This is a genomic window from Pseudoalteromonas espejiana DSM 9414, assembly GCF_002221525.1.
Classification (GTDB): domain Bacteria; phylum Pseudomonadota; class Gammaproteobacteria; order Enterobacterales; family Alteromonadaceae; genus Pseudoalteromonas; species Pseudoalteromonas espejiana.
Window position 1 is genome coordinate 902,401 of sequence record NZ_CP011028.1, and the last position, 17,934, is coordinate 920,334.

Sequence of the window (17,934 nt, forward strand, 5' to 3'; positions counted from 1 at the left end):
ATTTGTCTAGTTTTGCAGATAATAAACTTGCTGTTTTTTTACACATACCCTTTAGTTTTATCAGTTATAGCCGATAATAAGCTACGTATGTAATGGAGGTGGATCATGAAAATTGGTAATTATGGCTATACGCCAAACAACAACGTTAACAAATTCAATAATAAGGAGGCGCTACAGCAGCCAACAATCCAATCTCCGCAAGAAACTTCATTACAGCGAGGCAGAGAACTTGCGGCAAAAGTGCTTGGCGACAAAATGGCAGAGCAACTAGGTTTACCCGTTGAGCAAAAACAAGCTGATAAACCACTATTCGACTTTGACGAAATAGTAAAAAATGTACTCGACTTTGTTTCAGGCGCAGTTAATAAAGCCAAAGCAAATGGAGCCGACGACGATAAATTAAAAAATATGCTAAACGATGCTCGCACGGGTGTTCAAACAGGCATTGACGATGCTGTAGATGAGTTAAAAGGCACCGGCGTATTTAATGATGAAATGCAAGAGGGCATCGACAAGTCAAAAGAAGGCATTTTTGAGGGGCTTGATGAATTTGAACAAAACCTATTTAACCCACAACCTGCCAGTGTTAGTGTAAGCCAAGCTCAATATGTAAGCATGAGCAGTAATGCCGAATATAAATTTACAACGGCCGAGGGTGATGAAGTCAGTATTAGTTTTGCCGATGCATTTGAGTCGCAATCAGCAAGCGGTTATCAACAAAACAATAACAGTGAATCATTTGCCAGCTCTTCATCACAATCAAGAGAGCTCTCATTTTCTATGTCGGTAAACGGCGATTTAAATGAAGATGAGCAAGATGCTATCAATGCGATGATGGAAGAGCTACAGGGAGTAAGTAAAACATTCTTTAGTGGCGACTTAGATCAAGCATTTGAAAAAGCGCAAGAGCTTAGCTTAGGTAGTGAGCAGCTAGTGGCATTTTCAATGGATCTTCGCCAAACAAAAACCGTTGCTACAGTAAAAAGCTACGAGCAATACCAACCAGCACCACAAAAAGAGGTCGCTGATACACTCGCCCCCTTTAATGATGATTTAAAAAATGCCTTCGATAAAGCAAGCGAGCTAGGTTTACAAAACCAATTGGCAGGTATTCTTGAGTGGTTAAATCAAGATCAGGCAGAAATAGATAAGTTAGTTGATTACACCAAAGCTATGTTTGATAACTTAAATGAGCTTAATTCAGCGACTGATTCGCTTAATGATCTAAATGAACTGCAAAGTTAAACTACTTTCTTTTATAAAAACCCCATGGCAAACTGCTGTTCTCAATAAATAGTAGGAACCGTAGTTTGTCAGTGCATATAATGGTATTTGATTCAGGTATAGGAGGCACCAGCGTACTTGAACATATTCAACAACGTATTCCCTATGCTCAATACAGCTACTTTATGGATAATGCGTTACTTCCCTATGGCGCTCAAACCCAACAAACTATAATTAACCGTTTATGCTCGCTTATTTTTTTTATTGAGCAAAACGCGCTTAATGTTGACCTTATTGTTATAGCCTGCAATACCGCATCTACCTCCGCGCTCAGCGAAGTCCGTAAAATTACATCTATTCCCATTGTGGGTGTAGTACCTGCTATTAAACCGGCAGCAGAGCTAACGCATTCAAAGCATATTGGTTTACTTGCCACGCCCGCCACAGTAGCAAGCGCATATACGCATACTCTTATTAAAGAGCATGCTAATAATGTTAATGTAAGCTTATATAGTAGTGTGGAGCTGGTGGCATTGGCAGAGCAGCTATTTTTTTCTCAAAAGCTTGATACTAAAAAACTCCATACTGAGCTTAATCGTCTAACGTTAAATCCAAATATAGATGTGCTAGTACTAGGGTGTACTCACTTCCCGATTCTAGCAGACGCTATAAAAGCGTTCTTTAATGGCAAAGTTCAATTGCTTGATTCAGGCGCCGCCATAGCTAATAGAGTCAGCTACCTATTAACAGCACATGGGCTAGTAGATAAAGTGACAGACATAAAAAAGCCGCTGCAATATTATGCAACGGCTGATGTGTCTAGTAATAAGCTAGCAGTAAAGCTAGTTACACTGATTGATCCGTCCCAGTACGTAAAGAACTAGAATCATCTTCTTGTTTTTGTTTTGCTTCACGCACCTTTAATGTACGTTGTTGGAACTCACTGTCGTTTAGCTTAGCAATTGCATTGTCTGCATCTGCTTGCGCCATCTCAACAAAACCAAAGCCACGACGTTTGCCAGTATTTTTATCCTTTAATAGGCGCACGTTGAAAACTTTACCTTGTTCTTCAAACAAAGCACGAACTACGCCTTCATTTGCACGATAAGGAAGATTACCAACATAAAGTGTTTTTGTTTTTACTTCAGCTTCTTCACCACCTTCCGATGACATTGCAGCAATAGCAACTCCACCAATTAATAAACCAGCACCAAACAACAGCGCTGGGCTTAAAGCTAAGCTGCCTAAAGCAAACTCAACAATAACAAAACCAACTACAGCAAGAATAATAGAGAAGATAAAAGATTTTTGATCGGGTAATTTCATTTTAGATCTACCAATAAACAGGAAATAAACATTAATTTAACATTGTGAACTTGCTATCTTAACGTCTTAAACGAACATAGCAATGAAATTTATATTAAATAATAAAGAACAGTGTAAAAAAGCATCAGCTTAGGCTGCTATTTACCTAGTTTTAGGTGGTTTTGCTGTATTTTTGTTCGAACAGTAAAAAGATCTAAAAAAAGTGTTGATCTGTTTTCGGATCTCCCTATAATGCGACCCCACTGAGACGGGAAACGCCGAAGCATAGCAAGGCCGCAACGAATCAGAGAGTTAAGTAAAACTTCGGTTTTAATCTTCTGAAAAGAAAGTTTAAAATTAAGTGTTGACTCGAAAAATAAAGGATGTATTATACGCATCCCTAGCGACAACGTCGCAACGTTCTTTAACAATATAAAGCAATCATCTGTGTGGGCACTCGTACAGATTGAGTTCTAACAGCCAAGCTACTTAGGTAGTGAGGCAAACAAATTTAGAGTCTCAATTGAAACTGAGTGACCAACAGAATAATTACTTAGGTAGTTATTCAGCACAGTCAATTCAATATCGAAAGATATTAAATAAATTCAGAATTCATTGAGCTGTTCTTCGGAACATAAAAACTTTTTAATTGAAGAGTTTGATCATGGCTCAGATTGAACGCTGGCGGCAGGCCTAACACATGCAAGTCGAGCGGTAACAGAAAGTAGCTTGCTACTTTGCTGACGAGCGGCGGACGGGTGAGTAATGCTTGGGAACATGCCTTGAGGTGGGGGACAACAGTTGGAAACGACTGCTAATACCGCATAATGTCTACGGACCAAAGGGGGCTTCGGCTCTCGCCTTTAGATTGGCCCAAGTGGGATTAGCTAGTTGGTGAGGTAATGGCTCACCAAGGCAACGATCCCTAGCTGGTTTGAGAGGATGATCAGCCACACTGGGACTGAGACACGGCCCAGACTCCTACGGGAGGCAGCAGTGGGGAATATTGCACAATGGGCGCAAGCCTGATGCAGCCATGCCGCGTGTGTGAAGAAGGCCTTCGGGTTGTAAAGCACTTTCAGTCAGGAGGAAAGGTTAGTAGTTAATACCTGCTAGCTGTGACGTTACTGACAGAAGAAGCACCGGCTAACTCCGTGCCAGCAGCCGCGGTAATACGGAGGGTGCGAGCGTTAATCGGAATTACTGGGCGTAAAGCGTACGCAGGCGGTTTGTTAAGCGAGATGTGAAAGCCCCGGGCTCAACCTGGGAACTGCATTTCGAACTGGCAAACTAGAGTGTGATAGAGGGTGGTAGAATTTCAGGTGTAGCGGTGAAATGCGTAGAGATCTGAAGGAATACCGATGGCGAAGGCAGCCACCTGGGTCAACACTGACGCTCATGTACGAAAGCGTGGGGAGCAAACAGGATTAGATACCCTGGTAGTCCACGCCGTAAACGATGTCTACTAGAAGCTCGGAGCCTCGGCTCTGTTTTTCAAAGCTAACGCATTAAGTAGACCGCCTGGGGAGTACGGCCGCAAGGTTAAAACTCAAATGAATTGACGGGGGCCCGCACAAGCGGTGGAGCATGTGGTTTAATTCGATGCAACGCGAAGAACCTTACCTACACTTGACATACAGAGAACTTACCAGAGATGGTTTGGTGCCTTCGGGAACTCTGATACAGGTGCTGCATGGCTGTCGTCAGCTCGTGTTGTGAGATGTTGGGTTAAGTCCCGCAACGAGCGCAACCCCTATCCTTAGTTGCTAGCAGGTAATGCTGAGAACTCTAAGGAGACTGCCGGTGATCCACCGGAGGAAGGTGGGGACGACGTCAAGTCATCATGGCCCTTACGTGTAGGGCTACACACGTGCTACAATGGCGCATACAGAGTGCTGCGAACTCGCGAGAGTAAGCGAATCACTTAAAGTGCGTCGTAGTCCGGATTGGAGTCTGCAACTCGACTCCATGAAGTCGGAATCGCTAGTAATCGCGTATCAGAATGACGCGGTGAATACGTTCCCGGGCCTTGTACACACCGCCCGTCACACCATGGGAGTGGGTTGCTCCAGAAGTAGATAGTCTAACCTTCGGGAGGACGTTTACCACGGAGTGATTCATGACTGGGGTGAAGTCGTAACAAGGTAGCCCTAGGGGAACCTGGGGCTGGATCACCTCCTTATACGATTTAGAACTTATTTGTTCGTAGTGTCCACACAGATGATTGTTAGTTAGTAATGCTCTTTGAGTTTACTAATTAATATGCTCTTTAAAAATTTGGAAAAGCTGATAATAAAATTCTGATAAATATTCGTATTTATCAAGAGTTTTCAAAAGTAAAAAAGAATGATAGCAGTATCATTCAGTGCCATTTAATCACTCTTTGAGTTGATTGATTGGTATCTACTTTAGTATTCAATATTAACTTCTGGCGAAGTTAAACTGTCACATAACAAAGACCCGTTTGGGTTGTATGGTTAAGTGACTAAGCGTACACGGTGGATGCCTTGGCAGTTGGAGGCGATGAAGGACGTATTAACTTGCGATAAGCCTAGTCAAGCTAGTAAAAAGCGCTTGAGACTAGGATTTCCGAATGGGGAAACCCACCTGCTTGCAGGTATCGTTAACTGAATACATAGGTTAACGAGGCGAACGCGGAGAACTGAAACATCTAAGTACCCGTAGGAAAAGAAATCAACCGAGATTCCGATAGTAGCGGCGAGCGAAATCGGAACAGCCCTTAAGCTTATTATGTGTTAATGGAAGGCTCTGGAAAGTGCCACGATACAGGGTGATAGTCCCGTACATGAAAAGACATTTTAAGTGAAATCGAGTAGGTCGGAGCACGTGAAACTTTGACTGAATATAGGTGGACCATCATCTAAGGCTAAATACTCCCAACTGACCGATAGTGAACCAGTACCGTGAGGGAAAGGCGAAAAGAACCCCTGTGAGGGGAGTGAAATAGAACCTGAAACCGTGTACGTACAAGCAGTAGGAGCCTACTTGTTAGGTGACTGCGTACCTTTTGTATAATGGGTCAGCGACTTATATTTTGTAGCGAGGTTAACCGTTTAGGGTAGCCGTAGGGAAACCGAGTCTTAACTGGGCGAATAGTTGCAAGGTATAGACCCGAAACCCGGTGATCTAGCCATGGGCAGGTTGAAGGTTGAGTAACATCAACTGGAGGACCGAACCCACTAACGTTGAAAAGTTAGGGGATGACCTGTGGCTAGGAGTGAAAGGCTAATCAAACCGGGAGATAGCTGGTTCTCCCCGAAATCTATTTAGGTAGAGCCTCGGACGAATACTTACGGGGGTAGAGCACTGTTAAGGCTAGGGGGTCATCCCGACTTACCAACCCTTTGCAAACTCCGAATACCGTAAAGTAATATCCGGGAGACACACGGCGGGTGCTAACGTCCGTCGTGAAGAGGGAAACAACCCAGACCGCCAGCTAAGGTCCCAAAGTCATAGTTAAGTGGGAAACGATGTGGAAAGGCCCAGACAGCCAGGAGGTTGGCTTAGAAGCAGCCATCCTTTAAAGAAAGCGTAATAGCTCACTGGTCGAGTCGGTCTGCGCGGAAGATGTAACGGGGCTAAACTATGCACCGAAGCTGCGGATTCATCTTAGGATGAGTGGTAGGGGAGCGTTCTGTAAGCGGTTGAAGGTGTACCGGGAGGTATGCTGGACGTATCAGAAGTGCGAATGCTGACATGAGTAACGATAATGCGGGTGAAAAACCCGCACGCCGGAAGACCAAGGGTTCCTATCCCATGTTAATCAGGGTAGGGTAAGTCGACCCCTAAGGCGAGGCCGAAAGGCGTAGTCGATGGGAAACGGATTAATATTTCCGTACTTGGTATAATTGCGATGGGGGGACGGAGAAGGCTAAGCAAGCATGGCGATGGTTGTCCATGTGAAAGTGAGTAGGCTAGCGACTTAGGTAAATCCGGGTTGCTGTTAGGCTGAGACACGAGACGAGCACCCAAGGGTGTGAAGTTGCTGATGCCATACTTCCAGGAAAAGCCTCTAAGCTTCAGATTATACCGAATCGTACCCCAAACCGACACAGGTGGTCAGGTAGAGAATACTAAGGCGCTTGAGAGAACTCGGGTGAAGGAACTAGGCAAAATCGTACCGTAACTTCGGGAGAAGGTACGCTCCTATCTGTGATGAGACTTGCTCTCTAAGCGGACGGGAGCCGCAGTGACCAGGTGGCTGGGACTGTTTATTAAAAACACAGCACTGTGCAAAATCGCAAGATGACGTATACGGTGTGACACCTGCCCGGTGCCGGAAGGTTAATTGATGGGGTTATCCTTAGGGAGAAGCTCTTGATCGAAGCCCCGGTAAACGGCGGCCGTAACTATAACGGTCCTAAGGTAGCGAAATTCCTTGTCGGGTAAGTTCCGACCTGCACGAATGGTGTAACCATGGCCACGCTGTCTCCACCCGAGACTCAGTGAAATTGAAATCGCAGTGAAGATGCTGTGTACCCGCGGCTAGACGGAAAGACCCCGTGAACCTTTACTACAGCTTGGCACTGAACATTGAACCTACATGTGTAGGATAGGTGGGAGACTTTGAAGCAGCGACGCTAGTTGTTGTGGAGTCGTCCTTGAAATACCACCCTTGTAGTTTTGATGTTCTAACGTTGGCCCCTGAATCGGGGTTACGGACAGTGCCTGGTGGGTAGTTTGACTGGGGCGGTCTCCTCCCAAAGAGTAACGGAGGAGCACGAAGGTTGGCTAAGTACGGTCGGACATCGTACGGTTAGTGTAATGGTAGAAGCCAGCTTAACTGCGAGACAGACACGTCGAGCAGGTACGAAAGTAGGTCATAGTGATCCGGTGGTTCTGAATGGAAGGGCCATCGCTCAACGGATAAAAGGTACTCCGGGGATAACAGGCTGATACCGCCCAAGAGTTCATATCGACGGCGGTGTTTGGCACCTCGATGTCGGCTCATCACATCCTGGGGCTGAAGTCGGTCCCAAGGGTATGGCTGTTCGCCATTTAAAGTGGTACGCGAGCTGGGTTTAGAACGTCGTGAGACAGTTCGGTCCCTATCTGCCGTGGGCGTTTGAGAATTGAGAGGGGTTGCTCCTAGTACGAGAGGACCGGAGTGAACGAACCGCTGGTGTTCGGGTTGTCATGCCAATGGCATTGCCCGGTAGCTACGTTCGGAACTGATAAGCGCTGAAAGCATCTAAGCGCGAAGCAGGCCTCGAGATGATTTCTCACTAGACTTTTAAAGTCTCTGAAGGGCCGTTGAAGACTACAACGTTGATAGGCAAGATGTGGAAGTGGTGTGAGCCATTAAGCTAACTTGTACTAATTACCCGTGAGGCTTAACCATACAACGCCAAACGCGTTTTGTGACAGAAACAAGCGACAGAAGTTAATAGCTAAAGTAGATAGATGCTTAGAAAGACTTAAAAAATATTATCAGATATTTTCCAGATTTAGTTGGTACGTGAAAACGGACTAACGACCAAATTTGCTTGGTAACCATAGCGTTTTGGACCCACCTGACCCCATGCCGAACTCAGTAGTGAAACGAAACAGCGCCGATGATAGTGTAGCATTTGCTATGTGAAAGTAGGACATTGCCAGGCTCCAAATTCAGTCGAAGGACTTAAAGCTTAATAATTAAAATAAGAAAATTTGAAAAGAATTTTCTTGGTAACCATAGCATTTTGGACCCACCTGACCCCATGCCGAACTCAGTAGTGAAACGAAATAGCGCCGATGATAGTGTAGCATTTGCTATGTGAAAGTAGGACATTGCCAGGATTTAAATTAAAGAAACCCGCTTCAGAAATGAAGCGGGTTTTTTGCTATCTGGGAATTAATAAATAGTCTGATCTCATGCCGAACTTTCTATTGGCCGTTTTTACACATTCTATTCTCTACGGCATTAGTATTTCTATACAGTAAATAAATCTGCTTTAAGGCGAGCCCACGATAGGCCTCGTGTCTTTAGGTAATTAAAATTTAACTCAAGAGCGAAGCCAGGCTGTCATCATAGTTATACCAATCCGCAATAATACTTAATTATTTTCAGGGGCTAAACGTGTCGCTATCTGCGTTAAAAAATTCTCATTTACGACTGCATGGATGCAGAAGGTAAGGCAATGCAGGAGCAATTGCCGAGAACAACTAAATAGCGAATTTTTTGCCTTGCTATCAACACGTTTATCCATCCTCAAAATAGATCACTTAATTATGCGGATTGGTATTAAACCTTCTCGATTCAAAGCTTTTATAAATTATACGTGCTGAAATTATTTATAAACTTTAAGTTCATCCCGATCTGATAGGTTATTCATGTAACATAGCTAGGCGTGCTGAACGTGTGCGTGTTAAAATTTTATTTTTATAAATATCAATATAGAGGTGTAGATTGCCCACTGCTGACTACCAAACCGTGCTTGATGAAATAGCACATGAAGTACGCCCTTTATTAACGCAAGGCAAAGTGGCGGATTATATTCCGGCACTTGCAGAGGTTTCTGCAGAACAATTTTCTATTGCTATTTATACCACTGAAGGTGAAACCATTTGCGCAGGCGATTGCTCAAAACGCTTCACTATTCAGTCTGTTTCTAAGGTGATGACGCTTACTATGGCATTGCAGCGCTATGGCGATGAGTTATGGCAACGTGTGGGTAAGGAGCCTTCTGGCACAGCGTTTAACTCGTTAACACAGCTAGAGTTTGAAAAAGGCGTACCACGTAACCCATTTATTAATGCTGGTGCGATTGTAACGTGTGACGCTTTATATAGTCGCCTATCGGCGCCTCGACACTCAATGCTTGAAACGTTTAGATTACTTGCAGGTAACAGCGGTATTATTATTGATAAAAAAGTGGCTAATTCAGAGTACGAATTTAGACACCGTAATGCTGCTATGGCGCATTTAATGAAATCATTTGGTAATTTTGAAAATGATGTAGATGATGTGCTGTGGTCTTACTTTAACTTTTGTGCAATTGAACTGAATTGTATAGAGCTGGCTAAGGCTTATAATTTTTTAGCCAATAAAGGGGTTGATTACAGTTCAGGTAAACGCGTTTTAAGTAGCCGACAGAATAAGCAGTTAAACTCATTGTTGTTTACCAGTGGCTTATATGACGCTGCAGGCGATTTTGGTTATAGAGTTGGGATGCCAGGGAAGTCTGGAGTGTCGGGTACTATACTTGCGGTGTTACCTGGTAAATTTACGGTGGCGGTGTATTCACCGGGTTTAAATGTGTTTGGTAACTCGGTAGCGGGGATAGCAGCATTGGAGCTGCTATCTAAAAAGCTCGATATTTCTATATTTTAAAATACCGCATAAGGGTGCTCAGTAAGCGCCCTTTTTTATTGCTCCCAATATACTTGCTCTAAGCAATCTTCTCGCTCTGGCAGCCCACGAGATAAACGTGGTGAATGCTGTACTAATACTTCATAACTTGCACGGTTAGCGTATTTACTAATTTGTGCGAGTGAAGAGTAGGTAATTGCTTGTTGCTGATGCTTAGCTGAGTTTGCCACGTTTAACTTATGGTAAACATTAGCAGATAGGTCGTGTAATACCGCAGCGAGTGCACAATCGCCAGCACCATTGGTGTTTTTGATTGAATCAGGCCCACCCATAAATGGTGCAGTGTGGCTATATGCTTTTATTGGGTTTTCACAGTCAGCTTTTTTCATTGCTCGTGAGAACTCATAGCGGTTAAAATCAGGGATCGCACCTGGTAAAAGTGGATATTCGGTAGCACGTTTAAAGCTTTCATCAACGTAGCCTGCCATAAATAAGCCTTTTTCACCGGCAGTACATATCACCAAGTCTACCCAATCAAGCGCTTTGTCGGCAGCTAAAAGTGGATCTTCAAAGCCAGTTATTGCTAGGCCTTCTTCTTCGTTCATGGCAAGTATATCTACGTGTTCATTAACAAAATTAGCCCACCACGTTGGGTCTTGCTCAATCAAAAACTTGGTGCCGAGCGTTAAAACAACGGGGACACCTGCATCGTTAGCGTATTTAACGGCCTGCATAGTTGCTTCGGTCATTGTTTCGCTACCTTGAGTACGCATTAAATAGGCGCTGATCACAAGGGCTGATGACTGCTCAATTAAGCTTTTGTCGATAGACTCTGGCTTTAAGTGATTCATTAAGCCTGCGCTAATTGCGAACGTACGCTCGCCAGTTTCATCAATTAAGGTAAAACAACGACCAATAGGGCCATCAACAGGTTGTAGGTAGTCAAGATCGACACGGCTTGAGGTGTTACACAAAAAGCGATAAGCGTAGCTACCAATTTTTATGTTTTCGCTCATAACACCAAGTAAAACAGAACGGTCATCTGCAAGTACTGAGTAGTTGTGCATGGTATTACCAATGGTGCCACCGGCAAACTCGTAATCAACCATATCGTTTAGTTTTAAACGGTCGTATAGGGCGTTGGTAATATCGCTATCAATAACTTGCGACATACCACGACGAAGTTGAAACTCGTCTAAAAAAGCCTGATCGACTTTGGCTTCAATATCAACAACTATCTGATCGATTCCCGTAATATAGCTACGTTGTAATCGCTCAGTTGCGTTTAGCTGATTTGTTAGTGGATCTTTAGCTTCCACTGGAAAATAATGTTTATGTCTGCGGCGTCCAGGAAATTTCATTTGCTACCTGTGTTGTGAGCTAAATAAAAAAAGCGTGAGATTATAGCGTAAATCACGCGCTATGAGCCACGATAAACCACATTATTTTGTTTTATTTTTGCAATAATTTAGTCAATACACCATTTTAAAGTGGCAAGTTGATATAATAACAACAGAAAATGCATTTGAAGTAATCACTATGAACGATCTTAAAAGCGATGAGTACTGGATGGAACAGGCATTAATTTATGCCAATAAAGCGCAGCAATTAGGAGAAATCCCTGTAGGGGCTGTGCTTGTTAAAGATAATACGCTTATTGCTGCAGGTTATAACCGCTCAATTACCGATAACGACCCATCAGCTCATGCTGAAATGATCGCGGTGCGTGAAGGCGGCAAGGTACTCAATAACTACCGTTTGATAGATTGTACGCTGTATGTCACGTTAGAACCGTGCTCAATGTGTGCGGGCTTATTGGTTCACAGTAGAATTAAACGCCTTGTATATGGCGCGCCTGATGCAAAAACAGGTTCGGCTGGCTCTATTATGAACTTGCTACAAGAGCCGAGATTAAATCATCAAGTGGAGGTAACCGCTGGGGTGCTTTCGCAAACGTGTAGTAGTACTATTTCGGCGTTTTTTAAACAACGCCGAGCGCAAATTAAAGCTGCTAAAAAAGCCGCTCGTGTAATTGATAATTAGTCGGCTGCTTGCGACGTTACTTCTGCCATTTGCTGCATAGCAAACATACGGCGACGCCAAATAATCTTTTTATGTAAATTGCGCAGCATAATGCGGCGTCTTGTTGCTGTGGAGTGAATTATATTACGTTTTAGTTTTTGCGTGCGTCTACGTTTTAGCATGTGTTCTCCTAATGCGTGAGAGTGAGAAAGGCACAAGGTATATCTTTAAAATTAAGTAAATATACTATAAACACACATTAGTGATCATTTCATGACAAGTAAACAGATTTTTAATTAAGTTGCTATTTGTTTACCGCGCTTAGTTAATTTATTTTCAACAAGTTATATTAATTAAGCTAGAAGCAGCTTATTGGGATTGCTCGCTTTTGCTTTGCTCATTGCTGTTTTCTTCTTTAGCGTTGGGTTTTTGCGCTTGTTCATTTTTACTACTATTGCTAGTAGGCTCTGTATTAGGTGCAACTTCAGCCTTAACTTCGTTTGAGGTTTCTGGCTCTGGTTTGGGCTTTGGCGCTAGGGCGTCATTTTCATCTAACCATACGAGTGCATCGTAGTACCTGCGAATATTATCAACATATTTCACCGCAACATCACCACGTGCATAGCCGTAGCGGGTTTTACGGTAGTAACGCTTTTTAATTAGCAGCGGTAGGCGCTTTTTAACATCGGCCCATTTATCAGGGCTTGCTCCTTGTTGCTCGGTAATAATACGTGCGTCATTAACGTGACCCCAACCCACGTTATAGGCCGCCAATGCAAGCCATGTGCGGTCTGGTTGCGGGATGCGATCGGGTATACGTTTCACCAATTTGGCTAAATACTTTGCGCCGCCGCGTATGTTTTGTTCTGGCTCTAAGCGGTTAGTTACGCCCACTTGCTTAGCAGTACTGCGTGTAAGCATCATAATGCCTCTAACGCCGGTTGGTGATTTAGCACGTGGATTCCACATTGACTCTTGATAGCTAAGCGCGGCTAGCAAACGCCAATCTAGCGTTCCTGCATATTGTTCAAACCAAGGTCTATAAGTTGGGAGGGTTTCTTTTATTGCCTCAATGTAAGCCAGGGTATTTACGTAGTTAAATTGGCGTACATGACCAAAGTACTTTTCTTCAAGTACATATAGCTGGTTACTTTGCTTTACGTCACCAAAAAAAGGCACCAATAACGCGTATAACGAATCATCTTTTGATTTATTAAGTATCCATGCAATAGGGTCGTTTCGGGTAACTGAAAAGCCAATACTTAGATTAGGGTGGTATCGTCTAAATAACGAGAGCGTGTGAGAGTCGGCGAGGGTGTAATCTATTTCACCATCTATAACAGCTTGTAAAAGCTCTTCTTCATCGAGCTCTTCGGTTTCTTGCCAATTTAGCTCTGGGTTGCTGTTTTTAATATCTTGTAAGGTAAGGGAGTGGCTGCTTTTAGCAATAACGGTAAAGTTACCATCAAGGTCATCAAATTCTCGTGGGCGCACGCGGCCTTGTTTATAAACCAGCTTTTGACTAATTGTTCTGTAAGTTGGGCCGTAACGGTACTGCTGTGCACGTACTTTGTTGTAGGTAAGGCCTGAGGCAATTAAATCTAAGTCGCCGCTTTCTAGGCGCTCAAACATATCCGATAGATTAAAAAACGGTACTATTTCAAGCTCAACACCTAAGTAGTCGGCAAACGCTTGCGAAAGCTCATATTCAAAGCCTTGCTCACCTTGTACTGCTTGGTAGTAATTACTTGCGCTGGCAAGTGTGCCTACACGTATTTTGTTTTGCTCTTTAATTTGGGCAAGCTGGGTTTGCTGCTCTTGCATATTACACGCGCACAACAGCATAACTAAAGTGATGATAATTATTAGCTTTTCTTTCAACATTAACCGCCCCATAAAGCTCATACCCCGTTATACCAAAACTTCACTATGGCGTCACTTAGCGTTTAGGATTTATTGCCAATTTTGCAGTCGTTTATATAAATAAAAAGTTAATTTTCTGAAAAGCGCAATTTGGAGTTAAATCTGAGTGCTACTTAGACTATAATGCCCGCCTAAAATATCGTTCAATCCCTAACCCCGGATGAAATTATCTATGTTGATCCTTCGTGGTGCACCAGCACTTTCAGAGTTCAGAGTTAATAAAATTTTAGCGCGTTGCAAACAATCGCAACTTCCAGTCACCAACGTATATGCCGAGTATGCTCATTTTGCCGATTTAACATCGCCTTTGAGTGTTGATGAGCAAACCAAGCTTGAAAAGCTACTTACTTACGGTCCAACTATTGCCGAGCATACCCCAGCTGGCACACTCATTTTAGTTACGCCTCGCCCTGGTACCATTTCACCTTGGGCATCTAAAGCAACCGATATAGCGCATAACTGTGGCCTTAAACAGGTTCACCGTGTAGAGCGTGGTATTGCTTATTATATAGAAGGTGAACTAAGTGCAGAGCAACTTGCACAAGTAACGGCGTTATTACACGACCGTATGACCGAAGCTACACATACTGAGCTTGAAGCCGCAGCGCAGTTATTCCGCAATGATTCTCCGCGTGAAATGTCATCAGTTGATATTTTAGGTGGTGGTCGCGAAGCGTTAGCTGCCGCAAACGTTGAGCAAGGTTTTGCCCTTGCCGATGACGAAATTGACTACCTAGTAGAGAACTTTAAAAAGCTAGGTCGTAATCCTAACGACATAGAATTATTTATGTTTGCCCAAGCAAACTCAGAGCATTGTCGTCATAAAATATTTAATGCTGATTGGACAATTGATGGCATTGAACAGCCAAAATCGCTGTTTAAAATGATCAAAAATACTTTTGAGCACAACCCTGAAAATGTATTGTCGGCGTATAAAGATAACGCGGCAGTAATGAAAGGCTCAAAAGCGGGTCGTTTCTTCCCGAATGCGCAAGGTGAATATGCGTATCATCAAGAAGACATTGAAATATTAATGAAGGTCGAGACTCACAACCATCCAACGGCTATTGCACCGTTTTCGGGTGCGGCTACCGGTTCAGGTGGTGAAATTCGTGACGAAGGTGCAACAGGGCGTGGTTCTAAGCCAAAAGCTGGTTTAGTCGGCTTTACGGTTTCTAACTTACGTATACCGGGTTATGAGCAACCGTGGGAAAGCGACTTTGGCAAGCCTGGTCGTATAGTCAATGCCCTTGATATTATGATGGATGGCCCACTGGGCGGTGCTGCATTTAATAACGAGTTTGGTCGTCCTAATTTATTAGGTTACTTCCGTACTTACGAAGAAAAAGTAACAAGCCACAATGGTGAAGAGGTGCGTGGTTACCACAAGCCTATTATGCTGGCTGGTGGTTTAGGTAATATTCGCTCTGATCATGTGCAGAAAGGGGATATTCCGGTTGGTGCAAAACTTATTGCGCTAGGCGGCCCTGCTATGAACATTGGTTTAGGCGGTGGTGCAGCATCAAGCATGGCATCGGGCCAATCAAACGAAGACTTAGACTTTGCTTCTGTTCAACGTGAAAACCCAGAAATGGAACGTCGTTGCCAAGAAGTCATCGACAAATGTTGGCAGTTAGGTGACGAAAACCCAATTGCATTTATACATGATGTTGGTGCAGGGGGGTTATCAAATGCATTCCCTGAACTTGTAGATGATGGTGGCCGTGGTGGTAAATTCCAACTACGCGATATTCCTAACGATGAGCCTGGCATGGCACCACACGAAATTTGGTGTAACGAATCGCAAGAGCGTTATGTGCTGGCTGTAGCTGTTGAAGACTTTGACCGTTTTGAAGCAATTTGTAAGCGCGAACGCGCGCAGTACGCAGTAATTGGTGAAGCCACAGAAGAGCGCCATTTAACCGTAGCAGACAGCCACTTTGATAACAGCCCTGTTGATTTACCGCTTGATGTATTATTAGGTAAAGCGCCTAAAATGCACCGCGATGTAACATCACAGCAAGTAACAGGCACTGCCATTGATGCAAACGCTATTGACGTAGCTGATGCCGCGCAACGCCTATTACGCTTGCCTACAATTGCAGAAAAAACATTCTTAATTACTATTGGTGACCGCTCGGTTACCGGTTTAGTAGCACGTGATCAAATGGTTGGCCCTTGGCAAGTCCCTGTTGCTAACTGTGCAGTTACTGCGGCAACGTACGATACTTATCACGGTGAAGCTATGTCACTCGGGGAACGTACTCCGGCGGCATTATTAAATTATGGTGCATCGGCGCGTTTGGCGGTGGCTGAGTCGTTAACTAATATTGCCTGTGCAAACATTGGCAGCCTAGAGAACATTAAGCTATCTGCTAACTGGATGGCTGCAGCGGGTCACCCAGGTGAAGACGCAGGCCTATACGAAGCCGTAAAAGCGGTAGGCGAAGAGCTTTGCCCGGCACTTGGTTTAACTATACCTGTAGGTAAAGATTCTATGTCGATGAAAACGACATGGAAAAACGAAGACGATAGTGCTGAGCAATCAGTAACGTCGCCGTTATCGCTTATTATTACAGCCTTTGGCCGTGTTGACGATGTACGTAAAACAGTAACTCCGCAGTTACGCACTGATAAAGGCGTCACTTCGCTTATTTTAGTTGATTTAGGTGCTGGCAAAAACCGCATGGGCGCATCAAGCCTTGCACAGGTTTATAAGCAGCTTGGTGATGTTACACCCGATGTAGACAGCCCAGAGTTACTTAAAGGCTTTTACAATGCTATGCAAGCACTTGTAGCAGATAGCAAGCTACTTGCTTATCATGACCGTTCAGACGGTGGTTTATTTACTACTGTAACTGAAATGGCATTTGCAGGGCACACAGGTGTGACTGTTGATTTAGCGGGTTTAACAGGCTCAGACCTAGAAGCGCTTTATAACGAAGAGCTTGGTGCAGTAATTCAAGTGGCTAACAGCGACTTAGATGCCGTAAATGCAGTGTTTGAACAACACGGTGTAGCTGCAATTAGTCACGTGATTGGTTCGCTTAATAGCGACGATAGCATTGTATTTAACCGCGGCGAGCAAACGGTACTTAATCATACTCGTACTGAATTGCGTACTATTTGGGCCGAAACAACGTACCAAATGCAAGCACGTCGTGATAACCCTGACTGTGCTAAGCAAGAGTTTGATGCCAAGTTTGATGCAAAAGATCCAGGCTTAAACGTAAAACTTAATTTTGACTTAAACGAAGATATAGCCGCGCCGTACATTGCAACGGGCGCTAAACCACAAATGGCTATTTTACGTGAGCAAGGCGTTAACTCGCATCTAGAAATGGCTGCTGCGTTTAACCGTGCTGGTTTTGCCGCTGTTGATGTGCACATGAGCGATATACTTGAAGGGCGTTTAACTCTTGAGCAGTTTAAAGGCTTAGTGGCATGTGGTGGTTTCTCTTACGGTGACGTATTAGGCGCCGGTGAAGGTTGGGCTAAGTCTATATTGTTTAACGATATGGCACGCGATCAGTTCCAAAACTTCTTCCACCGTGAAGACACCTTTAGTTTAGGTGTATGTAATGGTTGCCAAATGTTATCAACGCTTAAAGAGTTAATTCCAGGTACTGAGCATTGGCCTCGTTTTGTAACTAATAAATCTGAGCGTTTTGAAGCACGCTTTAGCTTAGTAGAAATACAAGAGAATCCGTCAGTGTTCTTCAGTGGTATGGCGGGATCGCGTATGCCAATTGCTGTATCTCATGGTGAAGGCCATGCTGAGTTTGCCAATGATGCTGCCACTCAAGCTGCGCTTGAAAGCGGTACTGTCGCGGTTAAATTCGTAGATAACTACGGTAACCCTACAACACAATACCCGGCTAACCCAAATGGTTCACCAGAAGGTATTACCGGTATTACCTCTACTGATGGCCGTGCAACAGTAATGATGCCGCACCCAGAGCGTGTATTCCGCGCTGTAGCTAACTCTTGGCACCCAGATGAGTGGAAAGAGGATAGCCCGTGGATGCGCATGTTCCGCAACGCACGTAAAAATGTAGGCTAGTGATCACAATCACTCCCTATACAAGCTAGATTCATAATCTAGCTGTAAAATAAAAAAAGGCTGCCTGTGCAGCCTTTTTTGATTG

9 protein-coding genes and 4 rRNA genes are annotated in these 17,934 nt (G+C 44.0%); 9 read left to right on the plus strand and 4 right to left on the minus strand.

Annotated features, from left to right (window positions below):
• Positions 1–105: 105 nt before the first annotated feature.
• A complete protein-coding gene (locus tag PESP_RS04115; RefSeq protein ID WP_089346894.1) occupies positions 106–1,245 on the plus strand; it encodes a DUF5610 domain-containing protein in 1,140 nt (379 codons plus the stop codon).
• Positions 1,246–1,310: 65 nt separating this feature from the next.
• Complete coding sequence (gene murI / locus PESP_RS04120; RefSeq protein WP_089346895.1) at positions 1,311–2,108, plus strand: glutamate racemase; 798 nt, start codon at positions 1,311–1,313, stop codon at positions 2,106–2,108.
• Here murI and PESP_RS04125 read toward each other — a convergent pair.
• Positions 2,071–2,550 (minus strand): RNA recognition motif domain-containing protein, encoded by a 480-nt coding sequence (locus tag PESP_RS04125; RefSeq protein ID WP_089346896.1) that lies wholly within the window; start codon positions 2,548–2,550, stop codon positions 2,071–2,073. The genes murI and PESP_RS04125 overlap by 38 nt on opposite strands.
• Before the next feature lie 625 nt (positions 2,551–3,175).
• Here PESP_RS04125 and PESP_RS04130 point away from each other — a divergent pair.
• From PESP_RS04130 to glsB, 5 genes are all read left to right on the plus strand, one after another.
• Positions 3,176–4,711, plus strand: a 16S ribosomal RNA gene (locus PESP_RS04130).
• 293 nt (positions 4,712–5,004) lie between these two features.
• Positions 5,005–7,891: ribosomal RNA gene (locus PESP_RS04135) — 23S ribosomal RNA — on the plus strand.
• Positions 7,892–8,035: 144 nt separating this feature from the next.
• Positions 8,036–8,150 (plus strand): 5S ribosomal RNA (gene rrf / locus PESP_RS04140).
• Between the two features lie 63 nt (positions 8,151–8,213).
• Positions 8,214–8,328: ribosomal RNA gene (gene rrf, locus PESP_RS04145) — 5S ribosomal RNA — on the plus strand.
• Together the 16S, 23S and 5S rRNA genes form the textbook arrangement of a ribosomal RNA operon.
• Positions 8,329–8,938: 610 nt before the next feature.
• The gene (gene glsB / locus PESP_RS04150) at positions 8,939–9,862 is read left to right on the plus strand and encodes a glutaminase B (RefSeq protein WP_089346897.1); all 924 of its coding nucleotides are present in this window, start codon (positions 8,939–8,941) and stop codon (positions 9,860–9,862) included.
• 35 nt (positions 9,863–9,897) lie between these two features.
• Here glsB and PESP_RS04155 read toward each other — a convergent pair whose 3' ends face one another.
• Complete coding sequence (locus PESP_RS04155) at positions 9,898–11,202, minus strand: inosine/guanosine kinase (protein WP_089346898.1); 1,305 nt, start codon at positions 11,200–11,202, stop codon at positions 9,898–9,900.
• Between the two features lie 178 nt (positions 11,203–11,380).
• Here PESP_RS04155 and tadA point away from each other — a divergent pair, with 178 nt between their 5' ends.
• Positions 11,381–11,884, plus strand: coding sequence for a tRNA adenosine(34) deaminase TadA (gene tadA, locus PESP_RS04160; RefSeq protein ID WP_089346899.1), 504 nt, complete (start codon positions 11,381–11,383; stop codon positions 11,882–11,884).
• Here tadA and PESP_RS20430 read toward each other — a convergent pair.
• Together PESP_RS20430 and mltF are read right to left on the minus strand one after the other, a co-directional pair.
• Complete coding sequence (locus PESP_RS20430; protein ID WP_164504406.1) at positions 11,881–12,045, minus strand: hypothetical protein; 165 nt, start codon at positions 12,043–12,045, stop codon at positions 11,881–11,883. The genes tadA and PESP_RS20430 overlap by 4 nt on opposite strands.
• Before the next feature lie 187 nt (positions 12,046–12,232).
• Positions 12,233–13,747 (minus strand): membrane-bound lytic murein transglycosylase MltF, encoded by a 1,515-nt coding sequence (gene mltF, locus PESP_RS04165; RefSeq protein ID WP_089346900.1) that lies wholly within the window; start codon positions 13,745–13,747, stop codon positions 12,233–12,235.
• 211 nt (positions 13,748–13,958) lie between these two features.
• Here mltF and purL point away from each other — a divergent pair, with 211 nt between their 5' ends.
• A complete protein-coding gene (gene purL, locus PESP_RS04170) occupies positions 13,959–17,849 on the plus strand; it encodes a phosphoribosylformylglycinamidine synthase (protein WP_089349096.1) in 3,891 nt (1,296 codons plus the stop codon).
• The last annotated feature ends 85 nt before the right edge of the window (positions 17,850–17,934 follow it).

Coding starts and splice junctions, on each gene's coding strand:
- PESP_RS04115 (WP_089346894.1), top strand. CDS start 106: ATGAAAATTGGTAATTATGGCTATACGCCAAACAACAACGTTAACAAA.
- PESP_RS04125 (WP_089346896.1), bottom strand. CDS start 2,550: ATGAAATTACCCGATCAAAAATCTTTTATCTTCTCTATTATTCTTGCT.
- PESP_RS04155 (WP_089346898.1), bottom strand. CDS start 11,202: ATGAAATTTCCTGGACGCCGCAGACATAAACATTATTTTCCAGTGGAA.
- tadA (WP_089346899.1), top strand. CDS start 11,381: ATGAACGATCTTAAAAGCGATGAGTACTGGATGGAACAGGCATTAATT.
- PESP_RS20430 (WP_164504406.1), bottom strand. CDS start 12,045: ATGCTAAAACGTAGACGCACGCAAAAACTAAAACGTAATATAATTCAC.
- mltF (WP_089346900.1), bottom strand. CDS start 13,747: ATGTTGAAAGAAAAGCTAATAATTATCATCACTTTAGTTATGCTGTTG.
- purL (WP_089349096.1), top strand. CDS start 13,959: ATGTTGATCCTTCGTGGTGCACCAGCACTTTCAGAGTTCAGAGTTAAT.